Here is a 15138-nt window from a genome sequence, read left to right as displayed (position 1 = left end):
ATGTGTTTGCCAGCCAGGACAACGACTGATTTGGTGTCTTGCAGTAATGATGTTACAACACTAACTATAGTAAAAACGTGGCAATCGCGCAGAAAAGCGCAACGTTGCGAACAGACTGGATGATTCTTCAGTCACAAACCAGCATAACACCGGAAGAGATGAACATGGGCCGTTTCTCAGTCTTGACGCTTACCGATGCAGCCGCAGCGCGCGTTAATGAAATCATGGCTTCCCGTGACGGTGCCCTCGGTATCCGCGTAGGCGTAAAAAAAGGCGGCTGCGCTGGCATGGAATATACGATTGATCTCGTCACTGAGCCAAAGGCCGGTGATGATTCCGTCGAAAAGAACGGAGCTAAGGTCTATATCGCTCCAGAAGCCGTGTTATTCCTGCTTGGCACTCAAATGGATTTCGAAGTGACCACGTTGCGCACTGGTTTTGTTTTCAATAATCCAAACCAGACATCGGCTTGCGGTTGCGGTGAGTCTGTCGAGCTCACAGCAGCGTCACCAGAAAGCCTTCGCCAGATGCAGGGCGCTGCTTAACCGTTCAGGATTACCCATTCCATGGATGATCAATCTCTACGAGACCTTTTTGAAGGCTTAGGGACGATTAGCATCCGCCGCATGTTTGGCGGCAAAGGTATCTACCATCAGGGTTTGATCGTAGCGCTTGTTGTTCAGGATGAGTTGCTTTTAAAGGCAGATCAGGAAAGCGCACCGGCTTTCATCGCTGCGGGATCAACACAGTGGACTTACGACGGCCGCAAGAACGGAAAAACCATTGCAATGCCCTATTGGAGTGTGCCGGACGAAGCTTATGATGATCCAGAAATCATGACCGAATGGGCGCGACTTGCATTTGCAGCCAGCCTCAGATCAGAAGCCAAAAAATAAAAGCCGCTCACTGAAAGAGCGGCTTTTTGTTTCTTCTAAGCGTTACGCCAGTATCCCTGTTGGGATCAGCATGAATGCTGGAATGTCGTTACCGAAGCCAATCGGCACTGGACCATCATCATCATCGCGATCACGGCGACGCTTATGATTATCGTGCTGCGGCTTGCCGCGACGGTCGTCATTTGAATGACGGATTGCATCGCGGCGATCTTTTATTTCATTGATAACTGGTTGCGGTTCATCGGCCTGAACGATCACAGGTGCCTCGACCTTCTGTTTGTCTTTCGACTTACCCTTGGCATCTTTGCCTTTACCTCGGGCATTCTTGCCCTTGCGTGACGTATCTTCAGATTCGTCAGCCGCTGGCAATGTAGAAAGATCACCGTCCACCCATTCGATCTTTTCACCAATCATGGATTCGATTGCGGTCAGATACTTCGTGTCCGCAGTGGTTACCAGCGTAAATGCTTTGCCTGAACGACCGGCACGACCAGTACGACCAATACGATGGACATAGTCCTCCGAATGAATCGGAATATCGTAATTGAAGACGTGGCTCACATCAGGAATATCAAGGCCGCGTGCAGCAACATCAGAGGCAACCAGCAACTGCAACTTGCCTTCCTTGAAGTTTGCCAACATCGTCATGCGTGCGCGCTGATCCATATCACCATGCAAAGCGCCTGCATTGAACTCATGACGAACAAGCGAACGGAACAGCTCGGACACATCTTTCTTACGATTACAGAAGATGATCGCGTTCTTGAGCGAATCTTGTTCGCTGCGGATCAGATCACGCAGAGCTGCGCGCTTGTCCCAGTCCTTCTTACCCGACTTGACCAGACGCTGCGTCACAGTCTTTGCGGTTGAAGAAGCCTTGGCAACTTCGATACGCGTTGGCGAATGCAGGAACTGTTCGGTCAACTTGGTAATTTCCGGCGGCATGGTTGCCGAGAAAAACAGCGTCTGACGGGTAAACGGGATCAGCTTGCAGATACGCTCGATGTCGGGAATGAAACCCATGTCGAGCATACGGTCAGCTTCGTCGATGACGAGAATTTCAACACCTGTCAGCAGCAATTTGCCGCGCTCAAAATGGTCGAGAAGACGACCAGGCGTGGCGATCAGCACATCTGCGCCGCGTTCAAGCTTGCGTTCCTGCTCGTCAAACGAAACACCGCCGATGAGCAGAGCAACATTCAAACGCTGATTAATGCCATATTTCACAAAGTTTTCTTCGACCTGTGCTGCGAGTTCGCGCGTTGGTTCGAGAATGAGTGTGCGAGGCATACGAGCGCGAGCACGGCCTTTTTCCAAAAGCGTGAGCATAGGCAGAACGAAAGATGCAGTCTTTCCGGTGCCCGTCTGTGCAATACCAAGCACATCCTTACGCTCGAGCGCTGGAGGAATTGCTCCCGCTTGGATAGGCGTAGGCGCGGTGTATCCCGCGGCTTCAACAGCAGCGAGCACTTTCGGGGAAAGACCGAGTTCGGCAAATGTTGTCAATGGAGGCGCAGCTCTCTGTTTGGAAGTGAGTTCCACCCATCCTGTCATTGCAGCCGCGTCATCCGGCGCAGGAACCAAGGCAGAAAAGGCATCTGCAACGCTATACGCGTTTTCTTGCAGCATCGCCTACGTCCAGAACGTGCAAAAGTCAACTAAAATACCCGGAGAGAATATAAAAATGCTTATTTATTTGTATTTTATTAGGTTTCGCCGAACACTAAAGCGTGAAACTACTAAATTCATAGCCAACTAATGTCTAAACTGTTCTGTCAGAATGCGCTCGTCCCATGAATGATTTTGATCAAACAAGATAGCAACCCGACTATCCGGGTCTTCACGCACAGTAACTGCCTTCACGGATTTAACTTCGTTATTGTCAGCAACTGCATTCACTGGTCGCTTTTCAGTTTCAAGCAAGTCCATGCGCAGAGTTACATGCTTTGGCAAAAGTGCCCCACCCCATCGCCTCGGTCGAAAAGGGCTTACGGGCGTCAAAGCTAGAAGTGGCGCTTCCAGCGGAAGGATTGGCCCCTGCGCCGAAAGATTATAGGCGGTGGACCCTGCAGGCGTCGCGACCATCACACCGTCACAAACGAGCTCCTCCAGCCGAACCTTACCATCAATGGTGATCCGCACCTTGGCGGCCTGATAGGACTGCCTGAAAAGCGAAACCTCATTTATTGCCAAAGCCTTGAATGGCGGAGCAGATTCCGTTTCCGCAATCATTTCCAGAGGGCGAATTGTTTCTTTCTGCGCTGCATGAATGCGCGCAGGCAAATCTTCGACGCTGAACTCGTTCATCAGAAAGCCCACTGAACCACGGTTCATACCGTAAACGGGAATACCGCTGTTCATGAAATCCCGCAAGGCCTGCAGCATTGTACCATCGCCACCCAGCGCGACAACTGTGTCGGCATCTTCTGCAGCAACATGACCATAACGCTTCACCAGCTCTTTCTGAGCTGCGAGTGATTCTTCTGTCCCTGAAGAAACGAAGTGAAGCGCCAAGGATGTATCGTTCATTTTTATCCGTTCCAGCGAGCCAAAGCGTGCATTTTCCACAGACATGATGGCTATCATATGCAAAACCTGCTTACCATCACCCGCTGAATGTGAATTTTCGCTTTACACGGCTGAAAATTATGCTAATTCCACGCCTGTGCTGCCCTTATAGCTCAGTTGGTAGAGCACCTGATTTGTAATCAGGGGGTCGGGAGTTCGAGTCTCTCTGGGGGCACCACTAGCGCATTTATCAAGCGCTCGTTTTTTCCCTTACAAATTCAAATAGCTGCAAGAATAAGAGACTGCGTTCTCTTTCCTGCGGTTGCAACGTTGCTTTTTTACAACTATTGCATTCATAACAAATACATATTAAGCTTGCATAATATCGCAAATAAACTTTTTTGGTTTAATATATCATGTGTCAACGGCGCATTTGTGTTTCCGTCGTAACTCGCAGCAGACCGAAAATGCTCTGCAACCTTTTTTCATCACTTGCTTCCATTCAGAAGCCTAACAACGTCAACGTTTCATTTCTCATTGTCGAGAATAACTTTTCACCGACGCTTGATGAGACCGTCGAAACGTTTCGCGCGCAAATGCCAGGCGATCATATCGATTATATCGTGGAAGGTGTTTTAGGCATTTCTTCGGCACGAAATCGAGCGTTGAATCACGCAATCGAACAGGGTTTTGACTTCCTAGTCTACGTTGATGACGATGAATTTGTTGAGCCGAACTGGCTTGCGACATTGCTCGCAGAACGAGATCGACTGGAGCTCGATATTATAGGCTCCCCGGTAAGACCAAAACCTTTTGATGAAAACCTGACAATTCTTCAAAAGCTTGTCTGGTCGGGTATTAAACGCAGTGGTTATAACGCTGAGAAAAGATGCCGCCGCAAATGTGCTGCAGGTCGCGGTGACTCCATCAAAGTTGCCACAGGCAGCTGGATGGGACGACTAGATTTCTTCCGCAACACCGGACTGCGTTTCGATTCCCATTTCGGGCTGACCGGGGGTGAAGACTGGAACCTCTGGGCGAAAGCAAAATCGCTTGGCGCAAGAACCGGCTGGGCTTGCGATGCGATCGTCTATGAAACAGTGCCGTCGTCTCGACTGACGCTGAGCTATCATTATCGTCGCAACCGTGACCACAACATCACAGAGTTCGGCGCTCGTTATCGCGAAAACCCGAACAAGACATTGAAAAAATTGCCAATGAAGATCGTAGGCCGTGCACTCAAATTTATGGGTGCCGTACTGTCTATATCTTTCCGAGGCGGCCAAGGGCTCGTATCAGCGGCCACGGCGCTAGGCGGGCTAGTTGGCCTCATACAGGGAAGTATCGGAAAGAATTCCCTGCACTACGCGAACACGACAGGCTTCTGAACAAATAAAAAGCCCCGCATTGTGCGGGGCTTTTTCGTTCTTAGTACCAGCCGACAGCGACCTGCGCTTCTTCTGACATGCGATCAGCGGACCACGGCGGATCAAATGTCATGGTTACTTCAACCATCGAAACACCTTCGACTGCACCAACGGCATTCTCGACCCAGCCCGGCATTTCGCCAGCAACAGGGCAACCAGGGGCAGTCAGCGTCATTTCGATTTTGACCGTGCGATCATCTTCGATGTCGATCTTGTAGATCAGACCGAGCTCGTAAATATCCGCTGGTATTTCAGGATCATAAACAGTCTTCAACGCGCTGATGATATCATCGGTCAGCCGAAGCAGCTCTTCCTGCGGAATAGCAGAGGCAGAGAAAACAGACTTTCCATCTGCCGATGCGCTTGCATCGTCCGTCTTGGTTTCAGTCTGTTCCTGAACTTTTTGTTCGATCTCGGTCATCCGAAAAACTTCCTTGCCTTTTCCAAGGCTTCTGCCAGCGCGTCCACTTCAGCACGGGTGTTATACATCCCAAAAGATGCACGGCATGTAGAGGTGACACCAAAGCGTTTCAAGAGCGGTTGTGCGCAATGCGTGCCAGCACGCACGGCAACCCCTGCCCGGTCAATGACCATTGATACGTCATGCGCGTGAATACCATCAAGCGCAAACGAGATGATCGCCCCCTTGTCCGGAGCATTGCCGTAAATGCGCAAGCTGTTGATCTTGCCCAGTTGTTCATGCGCATAAATACGCAAGTCTTCTTCGTGGGCCGCGATCGCATGACGACCGATCTTTTCCATATATTCAAGCGCAGCGCCAAGGCCAATCGCTTGAACGATCGGCGGTGTGCCAGCTTCAAAGCGATGTGGCGGGTGATTGTAAGTGACGTTTTCTTCTGTCACTTCCTCGATCATTTCGCCACCACCCTGAAACGGGCGCATCTTTTCGAGCATTTCAGCGCGACCATAAAGAACGCCGATGCCTGACGGGCCATAGACTTTATGGCCGGTAAAGACATACCAGTCACAGCCGAGATCCTGCACGTCAACCGGCAGGTGGACAGCGCCCTGGCTGCCATCAACCAGCACCGGAATGCCGCGCGCATGAGCCAGTTCAACGATCTTCTTGATCGGAGTGACTGTGCCAAGCGCGTTGGACATGTGGGTGATTGCAACAAGCTTCGTACGCTCGGTCAGACGCTTTTCGAATTCCTCGATATGGAACACGCCTTCGTCATCGACCGGTGTAAAGACAAGCTTTGCGCCCTGCCGCTCGCGGATGAAGTGCCACGGAACAATATTGGAGTGATGCTCCATGATCGACAGAAGGATTTCATCACCCTCGCCGATATTTGGCATACCGTAACCGTAAGCGACCGTATTGATCGCTTCAGTCGCATTCTTGGTGAAGACGATTTCGTCAACGGAACCGGCATTCAGAAAGCGACGAACCGTTTCGCGCGACTTTTCGTAGGCATCTGTTGCAGCATTGGAAAGAAAATGCAGGCCGCGATGGACATTGGCATATTCATTCGCATAGGCATGCGTAACAGCGTCGATGACGCTTTGCGGCTTTTGCGCAGACGCGCCATTATCGAGATAAACGAGCGGCTTGCCATGAACCTGTCGTGACAGGATGGGGAAGTCTCTGCGGATCGCTTCGACATCGTAAGCCGCAACAATTGGATTCTTCTGATCCATGATCGCTCCTTCTACCCTTCAGGCAGAAAAGGCGGAGCAATTATTACTCCGCCTTATTTACTCAAGCGTGGGCTGCGAGCCAGTTCGAGAGCACTTCTTCCAGTGCTTCAACGAGAGCTTCGTTTTCCAGCTCTTCAATAATCTCGGCGATGAAAGCCTTGATCAGCAGGCCGCGGGCTTCGTTTTCAGGAACACCGCGTGCCATCAGATAGAAGAGATAGTCTTTCGACAGCTCAGTAACCGTGGCACCGTGGCCGCAAGCCACGTCATCCGCAAAGATTTCCAGCTCCGGCTTCGCATCAAACTCGCCATCGTCAGACAGCAGCAGCGTGTTGCAGGCCATGCGGGCGTCGGTCTTCTGGGCGATCTGTGCGACACGGATCATCCCCTGGAATACACCACGCGCACGATCCTTGACGACGTTGCGGATGATCTGGGTCGAACGTGTATTTTCGACCAGATGCGCCACCGTCATTGTAATGTCGGTGTGGGAATCGTCAGACAGAAGATTGAGGCCGCGAAGTTCAAAGTCTGAATCTTCACCTGCAACAGTCAGATGCACTTCCTGACGAACCAGCTTGCCACCAGCATTGACGATGTAAAGCGTAAGCTTCGATCCTGCGCCAATCGTTGCGTTGAACTGGGCAAGCTGCGTTGCCTGACCAAAATCACGCAGGATAACCCAGATGACATCGGCGCCATCGCCAACGCTCACATGGCTTACAGAGGTCGAGAAAGCATCGCCTTCACCGCCTGACTGACGCTCAATGATCGTTGCCTTGACGTTTGAACCGATTTCGACTGGGAAGCGCGTGTGGCCCTGCCCGGTTTTCTGGATGTTCTGCAGCTCAAGCGGTGCTTCCAGCTCAACGTCATCGGCAATCGATAATGCCCAGCCATCACTTACATAAGCAGCGTTGATCTGGCCGATCGTGTCATCGGTTCCCCGAACGGTAAGCTGTGGAACGAGCGAGCCGTCAGCAAGTGCGTCGCGCACAGCAGTCAAGGTCACACCTTCCGGAGCCTTTGCGTCAAGTGCTGCACCATTGCTTGCAGCAATGATGGACGAGCCTGCGAGCAGTGCAGGAAGCGCATTGGTTCCAGCAGTCGGATTGAAGTCAGCAACGCCTTTAAGCAGCGTACGGAAATCCGTGTAGTGCCAGCTTTCAATGCGGCGTGACGGAAGACCATGCACTTTCAGCGATTCCAGGGCGTTGTCGCGTGCAACGACGACATCGCCATTGCCCGGCAGTTCGCCCATACGAGTGGCGAAGCTGTCAATCAGTGCGCTTTCAGCTGGTGTCCTTGGTTTAGAGGTCTGGATGTTCATAATCCGCTCCTCAGGCTACTTCGCCGATAATGTCGGCATAGCCATTTTCTTCAAGGTGGTTTGCGAGGGTCTTGTCGCCCGACTTGATGACCTGTCCTTTGTAAAGAACATGGACGCTATCAGGTACAATGTAATCGAGCAGACGCTGATAGTGAGTAATCACGATCACAGCGCGGTCTGGCGAACGCAGAGCATTCACACCATCCGAAACGATCTTCAGCGCATCGATGTCGAGACCGGAGTCGGTTTCGTCGAGAACGCAGAGGCTTGGTTCGAGAAGCTGCATCTGAAGAATTTCAGCACGCTTCTTTTCGCCGCCCGAGAAGCCAACATTGAGCGGACGCTTCAGCATGTCCATGTCGATGTTAAGGCCGCCAGCGGCTTCCTTCACGCGCTTGATGAATTCAGGAATCTTCAGTTCCGCTTCGCCACGCGCCTTGCGCTGGCTGTTCATCGCAACCTTCAGGAACTCCATCGTGGCAACGCCTGGGATTTCCATCGGATACTGGAACGCCAGGAAGATGCCCTTGGCAGCGCGTTCAGCCGGATCGAGCTCGAGGATCGACTCGCCGTTGTAAAGAATGTCGCCTTCGGTCACTTCATAATCATCGCGACCTGCAAGGATGTAGGACAGCGTCGACTTGCCCGAGCCGTTCGGGCCCATGATGGCGGCAACTTCACCCTTGTTCACAGTGAGGTTCAGACCACGGATAATTTCTGTGTCCGTGTCAGCGATCTTTGCATGAAGGTTCTTGATCTCAAGCATGGGTATAAACCTTGTCTCTCAGCGCAGGCTCACGAAGAGCTGCTTATGCCAGTTAAAGGGCTGGCCAGAAAATCGGATGTTTTAAGGCAGTAAAGCGCGCCGGATTAACCGACGCTGCCTTCAAGCGAAATGCCAATGAGCTTCTGCGCCTCGACGGCGAATTCCATTGGCAGTTCCTGAATAACTTCCTTCACAAAACCATTGACGATGAGGGCGATAGCCTCCTCTTCCGGAATGCCGCGCTGCATAACGTAGAACAGCTGGTCTTCGGAAATCTTGGAGGTGGTTGCCTCGTGCTCAAACTGTGCCGTGGCGTTCTTTGCCTCGATATATGGCACGGTATGCGCACCGCAATCGTTGCCGATCAGGAGCGAGTCGCACTGGGTGAAGTTGCGGGCATTTTCAGCCTTACGATGGGCTGAAACCTGACCGCGATAGGTATTGTTGGAATTGCCTGCCGAAATACCCTTGGAGATGATGCGGCTCGACGTGTTTTTGCCGAGGTGGATCATCTTGGTGCCGCTGTCGATCTGCTGATAGCCGTTGGAAACGGCAATCGAGTAGAATTCGCCACGCGAATTGTCGCCGCGCAGAATGCAGGAAGGATATTTCCACGTTACAGCGGAGCCGGTTTCAACCTGCGTCCACGAAATCTTGGAATTATCACCACGGCAATCGCCACGCTTGGTAACGAAGTTATAGATACCGCCCTTGCCGCTGCTATCGCCCGGATACCAGTTCTGAACGGTCGAATACTTGATCTCGGCATTATCGAGCGCGATCAGTTCAACGACTGCTGCGTGGAGCTGGTTTTCGTCGCGCTGTGGTGCGGTGCAGCCTTCGAGATAGGAGACGTAAGCGCCTTCTTCCGCGATGATCAGCGTGCGCTCGAACTGGCCCGTATTCTTTTCATTGATACGGAAATAGGTCGAAAGCTCCATCGGGCAGCGAACGCCCTTTGGTACATAGACGAACGAACCATCGGTGAAGACAGCCGAGTTCAGCGTCGCATAATAATTGTCCGAAACCGGAACAACCGAAGCGAGATACTTCTGAACCAGTTCGGGATGCTCGCGAATGGCTTCCGAAATCGAGCAGAAGATCACGCCCGCTTTGGCAAGCTCTGCCTTAAAGGTCGTGACAACGGAAACACTGTCGAACACAGCATCAACAGCCACGCGGCCCGATGCATAAACGTTGTCCGATGGATTGCCGTCGATTTCGCTTGGATCGCCCTGCTTGCGCACGCCAGCGAGGATTTCCTGCTCACGCAGGGGAATACCAAGCTTTTCATATGTGCGAAGCAATTCCGGATCGACTTCATCCAGCGATTTCGGGCCTGTCTGATTCTTTGGGGCTGCGTAATAATACGCATCCTGGAAATCGATCTTTGGATAATCCACGCGCGCCCATGATGGCTCTTCCATGGTGAGCCAGCGTTCATAGGCCTTCAGACGCCACTCAAGCATCCATTCCGGCTCTTCTTTTTTAGCGGAAATGAAGCGAATGATATCTTCATTAAGACCCTTTGGGGCCTTCTCGGATTCGATCGTTGTTTCGAAACCGTACTTATACTGGTCCACGTCCAAGCCGCGAACCTGATCAATGGTCTCCTGCACTGCAGGCATTGGCGTTCTCCATCCTCGTCGAATTCAAGGTTCGACAGTTGCAAACGTCAGGGCGATGATAGTCGCTATCCTCGCCACAATATAGTGTGCGTGACGCTTCTTTAAAACCTCTCTAAACTAAATTTCAAGCCCGGCTTTAAATTTGCTGGTAAAATTCAAGAATAATTTACGAGGTTAGGCCCGATTAGGCGTTTAACTGGCCTTTGAGCGCTCGTGACGGGCAACGATTTTGCGCAAAACGTCAAGAAACTGATCAACAGATTCTATTGGAGCGTTTGGTTCGAGCGAAACACGGATCGCGCCCGGCCCTTCCTCAAGGCCCATTGCAGCCAGCACATGACTTGGTCCGACCTTTCCCGAAGAACAGGCTGATCCTGCCGACAGAGCTATTCCGCCAAGGTCAAATGCGATTTGAACGGTTTCAGCTTTTTGTCCATCCAGCGAGAAGAAGGTCGTGTTGGGGAGACGATCAACGGATTTACCGTGGATCGTGGCACTTGGTGCAATCTCCATGAGACCGGTTTCAAGCCGGTCACGCGCTTCGAAAGACCAGCCATTGCCATTCAGTCGGGTGGCTGCAACATCCGCAGCCGCACCAAAGCCTGCAATCAATGGAAGCGCTTCTGTGCCTGCGCGATGTCCCTTTTCCTGACCGCCACCCCGGACCAGCGCCTTCGGCATCATGAGATCGGAGATTGCGATCACGGCACCAACACCCTTCGGACCACCGATCTTATGTGAAGAGATTATGAGATAATCGCCACAACCCTCTGTAATATCGATCTTAATACGTCCAGCTGCCTGTACCGCATCGACAACGAAGATACCGCCTGACGTTTTGACGAGTGCTGCGATCTCGCGAATGGGCTGAATTACTCCGGTTTCATTATTGGCGGCCTGCACAGCAACTAGCGGCAAGCCCGCGCTCTTGTCGTGCGCTTTCAGCGCTTGTTCAAGCGCATCCAGACGAAGGATACCATTTTCATCGACCGGAAGAACCGTGATGTTGTCTGGAGCAAATTGTCCGCCCGCCAACATACAGGGGTGCTCAGTTGCACTTACGTAAAGATGCGACAGACGCACCGGCGAACGCCCCATCATATAGATCGGCGTCAACAAGGTGGATGCGGCTTCGGTGGCGCCAGATGTGAAAAAGACATGCTCTGGCTTGGCATTCACGAGTGCTGCCACACTACGGCGAGCCGATTCGACCAGCGCGCGGGCAGCCCTACCCTCGCGATGCACGGATGAAGGGTTGCCGGTTATGCCTAATGCCTCGATGACTGCATTGCGCGCTTCATCAAGCAAAGGCGCACTGGCATTATAGTCCAGATAGAGCCTCTTGCCGGTTCCGATCACCGATACTATCTCCTAAGCGACACCATAAAGTGGCCAGAAGCGCAATTTTCTTGAATTTTCAATCAGGAAAAGCCTATTAAGCCACATTAGGTACTGAACTACGGTCCAGTCTAACGAAATTTCAAATCGGTTCTAGAAGCGGCGCACCCCCACGTCAAGTTCGCCACCCTGAAGCCGATCTTCCGATCACCAGCGGAGTACACATGCCAGAAGTCATTTTCAACGGCCCTGCCGGACGCCTTGAAGGCCGCTATCAGCCTTCACGGGAAAAGAATGCGCCTATAGCCCTTATCCTGCATCCGCACCCGCAGTTCGGTGGAACGATGAACAACAAGATCGTCTATGATCTGTTCTACATGTTCCAACAGCGCGGTTTTACAACGCTTCGCTTCAACTTCCGTGGCATTGGCCGCAGTCAGGGCGAGTTCGACCACGGCGCAGGTGAATTGTCGGATGCGGCAAGCGCGCTCGACTGGGTGCAGGCTCTGCATCCGGATTCGAAGAATTGCTGGGTCGCCGGTTATTCGTTTGGTTCGTGGATCGGTATGCAGCTTCTCATGCGCCGTCCGGAAATCGAAGGCTTTATCTCGGTCGCGCCGCAGCCAAACACCTACGACTTTGCGTTCCTAGCGCCTTGCCCGTCCTCGGGCCTGATCATTCATGGCGATCAGGATAAGGTTGCACCGCCAAAGGATGTTCAGGGGCTCGTTGATAAGCTCAAGACGCAGAAGGGTATCACCATTACCCAGAATACCATTCCGGGTGCGAACCACTTCTTCACCGGCATGGGCGATCAGCTGATCGACGAATGCTCGGAATATCTGGAGCGCCGTCTTGCTGGCGAACTGGTTGAAGTCCGCCAGAAGCGTCTGCGCTAAAAGCCTTAAAAGGCTGATCCTACTGAAGCCCGGTGAGAATATTCACCGGGCTTTTATTTTGGCGGAAGTGCAAGAACACCGCCGGAAACAGGCTTATCGCAGCCCGTTGTCGTCGGATAGGTGAGCGGCAACCCACGCATTGAGCGCACAGCGAGATAGGCCCAGGCTTCCGCTTCCATGGCATCGCCATCAAAACCCGCATTATCAGCATCCAAAACGCGTGCGCCTTCACGCTCTGCAAGCGCACTCAGTTCAGCCATGATCGCTGCATTCTTACGTCCACCGCCACTGACGACATAGGTTCGAGGCTTCGACGGCAGATGCGAAGCCGACCGCAGAATGGCGGCCGCACTGACATAAGCAAGCGTGCGTGCGCCTGTTGCCAAGTTCGCTTCATCTTTCGCAGGAACGACAAAATCACCCCGATCCAAAGAACGACGATGATTCCCTTTGAAAAACTCGTGATCGAGATATTTCAAAGCCAAGGTCTCATCCACAGTGCCACTCATCGCCGTGATGCCGCCTGGATCAAAGCTTCCCTGTTCATGCAGCTCCATCCACTGATCGATCAGCATATTGCCCGGCCCACTGTCATAGGCCATCAGCGCACCGCCCTCGCCAACATAGGTCAGGTTGGATATGCCGCCGATATTGACGAAGACCACCGGCCCATCGAGGCCAAACGGAAGATTGGCCGCTAAAGCTGCGTGATAGGCCGGAATCAGAGGGGCACCCTCGCCGCCGTGCCGCATATCTTCGGCACGCATATCATAGACGACGGGAATGCCCGTCTCTTCAGCCAGTAGCCGCCCATCGCCTATCTGAATAGTCAGCGCCTCACGTGGACGATGCAGCACGGTTTGACCATGGAAACCGATCACATCGATCTCATCAGGCCTTAACGAATGCGCGTATAGGAAATCCTGAATCGCTATCGCATGAAGAAGGGTCTGGTCGTGCTCAAGCTGTTTAAGAACACCGGGGCGTTCACTGCGTTTGTTGATACTGCGTGCATCAACCAGCGCTGCCTTCAAGCGCCCACGAAACCCTTCCGAATAAGACACAGCACTGGAAGGTCCACGCTCGACCCAATTTTCGCCATCAGTGGTCAGAAGCGCAATATCGATACCATCCATCGAAGTACCGCTCATCAGTCCTATTGCGCGTTTCAAATCGGCCATACCGGACTTTCCTTGTTATTCCCGCTTGAATGATGCTAAAGGCAAAATATCATAAGGCGGTAAGCACTTGATTACTGTTGTTTCCATTCTCGCCTAATCAGTCAGGAAAAGGGCATGTCCGGTTTTAAATCCGATTTTCTTCGCACACTTTCCAAGCGCGGCTTTATTCATCAGATTTCCGATGAAAGCGGCCTCGACGAATTGTTGGCCAAGGAAACCGTGACGGCCTATATTGGCTTCGATCCTACAGCGCCAAGCCTTCACGCTGGCGGTCTTATCCAGATCATGATGCTGCACTGGTTCCAGCAGACGGGTCATCGCGCCGTAGCCCTTATGGGCGGCGGTACAGGCATGGTTGGCGATCCATCCTTCAAGGATGAAGCACGCAAGCTGATGACCGAAGACACGATTGCCGAGAACATTGCTGGCATCAAACGCGTTTTCGCAAATTACCTGACCTTCGGTGACGGTCCAAACGACGCCATGATGGTCAACAATGCCGACTGGTTGCGCAACATCAACTACCTCGAATTCCTGCGCGATGTCGGCCGTCATTTCTCGGTCAACCGCATGTTGTCGTTTGATTCGGTAAAGACACGTCTTGATCGCGAGCAGTCGCTGTCGTTCCTCGAATTCAACTACATGATCCTTCAGGCCTACGACTTCGTAGAACTGAACAAGCGTCATGGCATTCGCCTGCAGATGGGCGGTTCGGATCAATGGGGCAATATCATCAACGGTATTGACCTCGGCCACCGCATGGGCACACCACAGCTTTACGCTCTGACCTCGCCTTTGCTCACCACGGCTTCCGGCCAGAAGATGGGTAAGTCGCTGGGTGGTGCGATCTGGCTTAACGCCGATATGCTCAGCGCCTACGATTTCTGGCAATACTGGCGCAATACGGAAGATGCAGACGTAGAACGCTTCCTGAAGCTCTACACGACGCTGCCTATGGATGAGATTGCAAAGCTTGCAGCACTGGGTGGTTCGGAAATCAACGAAGCAAAGAAGATCCTTGCAACCGAGATTACCGCAATCCTGCATGGCCGTACTGCTGCTGAAGAAGCTGCGGAAACCGCACGCAAGACCTTTGAAGACGGTGAACTGTCGGAAAATCTTCCAACGGTTGGCGTCCACAAAGCAACGCTAAATGCCGGTATTGGTGTGTTGGCGCTCATGGTTCTTGCAGAACTCTGCGCAACCAACGGCGAAGCACGTCGTCACATCGAAGGTGGCGCAGTTCGTATCAATGACGAGCCTGTTACCGATCCGCGCCTGACGATCAACGCTTCCGCTCTCAACGATCAGGGCGTTATCAAGGTATCGCTCGGCAAGAAGCGTCACGTTCTGATCCGCCCAGCGTAAGGGCTTATCGCATAACGAAAAAAGCCGGGCTAAGCCCGGCTTTTTTTATGCTCTGATTTGGTCTCTCTTAGAGCATTTCCTGTTTTGATTGAGTCATTGGAAATGCTCTATACATTTGTCTTTACGCGCATCTTG

Annotated in this window: 14 protein-coding genes and 1 tRNA gene; 6 read left to right on the top strand and 9 right to left on the bottom strand. The window is 52.4% G+C overall.

Annotated elements, in window-relative coordinates:
- Nucleotides 1–164 precede the first annotated feature (164 nt).
- Both sufA and ABWV94_RS02495 read left to right on the top strand, forming a co-directional pair.
- Nucleotides 165–545, top strand: coding sequence for a Fe-S cluster assembly scaffold SufA (sufA, locus tag ABWV94_RS02500; protein WP_007874803.1), 381 nt, complete (start codon nt 165–167; stop codon nt 543–545).
- 21 nt (nt 546–566) lie between these two features.
- Complete coding sequence (locus tag ABWV94_RS02495) at nt 567–896, top strand: TfoX/Sxy family protein (RefSeq protein WP_079211818.1); 330 nt, start codon at nt 567–569, stop codon at nt 894–896.
- A gap of 42 nt (nt 897–938) precedes the next feature.
- On the opposite strand, the gene ABWV94_RS02490 is transcribed toward ABWV94_RS02495, so the two are convergent.
- Together ABWV94_RS02490 and ABWV94_RS02485 are read right to left on the bottom strand one after the other, a co-directional pair.
- Nucleotides 939–2402: a DEAD/DEAH box helicase gene (locus ABWV94_RS02490; protein ID WP_007874799.1), complete on the bottom strand. Its 1464-nt coding sequence runs from the start codon at nt 2400–2402 to the stop codon at nt 939–941.
- Between the two features lie 249 nt (nt 2403–2651).
- Complete coding sequence (locus ABWV94_RS02485; RefSeq protein WP_007874798.1) at nt 2652–3425, bottom strand: NAD kinase; 774 nt, start codon at nt 3423–3425, stop codon at nt 2652–2654.
- 141 nt (nt 3426–3566) lie between these two features.
- On the opposite strand from ABWV94_RS02485, the gene ABWV94_RS02480 reads away from it, so the two are divergent.
- Together ABWV94_RS02480 and ABWV94_RS02475 are read left to right on the top strand one after the other, a co-directional pair.
- Nucleotides 3567–3642: transfer RNA gene (locus ABWV94_RS02480), tRNA-Thr, on the top strand.
- Nucleotides 3643–3820: 178 nt separating this feature from the next.
- Entirely contained in the window at nt 3821–4792 is a 972-nt protein-coding gene (locus ABWV94_RS02475) for a glycosyltransferase family 2 protein (RefSeq protein WP_113498764.1), read from the top strand.
- 40 nt (nt 4793–4832) lie between these two features.
- Here ABWV94_RS02475 and ABWV94_RS02470 read toward each other — a convergent pair whose 3' ends face one another.
- The 6 genes from ABWV94_RS02470 to ABWV94_RS02445 form a co-directional block, all read right to left on the bottom strand.
- Nucleotides 4833–5252 (bottom strand): SUF system Fe-S cluster assembly protein, encoded by a 420-nt coding sequence (locus ABWV94_RS02470; RefSeq protein ID WP_007874794.1) that lies wholly within the window; start codon nt 5250–5252, stop codon nt 4833–4835.
- Nucleotides 5249–6493, bottom strand: a complete 1245-nt coding sequence (locus ABWV94_RS02465) for a cysteine desulfurase (protein WP_112804845.1) — start codon at nt 6491–6493, stop codon at nt 5249–5251. The genes ABWV94_RS02470 and ABWV94_RS02465 overlap by 4 nt, the downstream gene beginning before the upstream one ends.
- A gap of 61 nt (nt 6494–6554) precedes the next feature.
- A complete protein-coding gene (gene sufD, locus ABWV94_RS02460) occupies nt 6555–7823 on the bottom strand; it encodes a Fe-S cluster assembly protein SufD (RefSeq protein WP_007874790.1) in 1269 nt (422 codons plus the stop codon).
- A 10-nt stretch (nt 7824–7833) separates the two neighbouring features.
- The gene (sufC, locus tag ABWV94_RS02455) at nt 7834–8589 is read right to left on the bottom strand and encodes a Fe-S cluster assembly ATPase SufC (protein WP_007874788.1); all 756 of its coding nucleotides are present in this window, start codon (nt 8587–8589) and stop codon (nt 7834–7836) included.
- A 104-nt stretch (nt 8590–8693) separates the two neighbouring features.
- A complete protein-coding gene (gene sufB / locus ABWV94_RS02450) occupies nt 8694–10217 on the bottom strand; it encodes a Fe-S cluster assembly protein SufB (protein ID WP_007874786.1) in 1524 nt (507 codons plus the stop codon).
- 192 nt (nt 10218–10409) lie between these two features.
- A complete protein-coding gene (locus ABWV94_RS02445) occupies nt 10410–11576 on the bottom strand; it encodes a cysteine desulfurase family protein (RefSeq protein WP_007874784.1) in 1167 nt (388 codons plus the stop codon).
- Nucleotides 11577–11779: 203 nt separating this feature from the next.
- Between ABWV94_RS02445 and ABWV94_RS02440 the strand changes: the two genes are divergently transcribed.
- Nucleotides 11780–12454: an alpha/beta hydrolase gene (locus ABWV94_RS02440; RefSeq protein WP_007874783.1), complete on the top strand. Its 675-nt coding sequence runs from the start codon at nt 11780–11782 to the stop codon at nt 12452–12454.
- A 53-nt stretch (nt 12455–12507) separates the two neighbouring features.
- Here the strand turns inward: ABWV94_RS02440 and ABWV94_RS02435 are convergent, their stop codons facing one another.
- Nucleotides 12508–13635, bottom strand: a complete 1128-nt coding sequence (locus ABWV94_RS02435) for an anhydro-N-acetylmuramic acid kinase (protein WP_353412564.1) — start codon at nt 13633–13635, stop codon at nt 12508–12510.
- A gap of 114 nt (nt 13636–13749) precedes the next feature.
- Between ABWV94_RS02435 and tyrS the strand changes: the two genes are divergently transcribed.
- Complete coding sequence (gene tyrS / locus ABWV94_RS02430) at nt 13750–15003, top strand: tyrosine--tRNA ligase (RefSeq protein ID WP_113498759.1); 1254 nt, start codon at nt 13750–13752, stop codon at nt 15001–15003.
- Nucleotides 15004–15138: the final 135 nt, after the last annotated feature.

This window comes from Brucella sp. NBRC 12953 (assembly GCF_040369775.1).
Lineage (GTDB): Bacteria > Pseudomonadota > Alphaproteobacteria > Rhizobiales > Rhizobiaceae > Brucella > Brucella pseudogrignonensis.
This window is presented reverse-complemented; position numbering and strand designations above follow the sequence as displayed.

What these genes read in the sequence shown, in the direction of transcription:
- sufA (WP_007874803.1), top strand. Translation starts at nt 165, where the DNA reads ATGGGCCGTTTCTCAGTCTTGACGCTTACCGATGCAGCCGCAGCGCGC.
- ABWV94_RS02495 (WP_079211818.1), top strand. Translation starts at nt 567, where the DNA reads ATGGATGATCAATCTCTACGAGACCTTTTTGAAGGCTTAGGGACGATT.
- ABWV94_RS02485 (WP_007874798.1), bottom strand. Translation starts at nt 3,425, where the DNA reads ATGAACGATACATCCTTGGCGCTTCACTTCGTTTCTTCAGGGACAGAA.
- ABWV94_RS02475 (WP_113498764.1), top strand. Translation starts at nt 3,821, where the DNA reads ATGTGTCAACGGCGCATTTGTGTTTCCGTCGTAACTCGCAGCAGACCG.
- ABWV94_RS02470 (WP_007874794.1), bottom strand. Translation starts at nt 5,252, where the DNA reads ATGACCGAGATCGAACAAAAAGTTCAGGAACAGACTGAAACCAAGACG.
- ABWV94_RS02465 (WP_112804845.1), bottom strand. Translation starts at nt 6,493, where the DNA reads ATGGATCAGAAGAATCCAATTGTTGCGGCTTACGATGTCGAAGCGATC.
- sufD (WP_007874790.1), bottom strand. Translation starts at nt 7,823, where the DNA reads ATGAACATCCAGACCTCTAAACCAAGGACACCAGCTGAAAGCGCACTG.
- sufC (WP_007874788.1), bottom strand. Translation starts at nt 8,589, where the DNA reads ATGCTTGAGATCAAGAACCTTCATGCAAAGATCGCTGACACGGACACA.
- sufB (WP_007874786.1), bottom strand. Translation starts at nt 10,217, where the DNA reads ATGCCTGCAGTGCAGGAGACCATTGATCAGGTTCGCGGCTTGGACGTG.
- ABWV94_RS02440 (WP_007874783.1), top strand. Translation starts at nt 11,780, where the DNA reads ATGCCAGAAGTCATTTTCAACGGCCCTGCCGGACGCCTTGAAGGCCGC.
- ABWV94_RS02435 (WP_353412564.1), bottom strand. Translation starts at nt 13,635, where the DNA reads ATGGCCGATTTGAAACGCGCAATAGGACTGATGAGCGGTACTTCGATG.
- tyrS (WP_113498759.1), top strand. Translation starts at nt 13,750, where the DNA reads ATGTCCGGTTTTAAATCCGATTTTCTTCGCACACTTTCCAAGCGCGGC.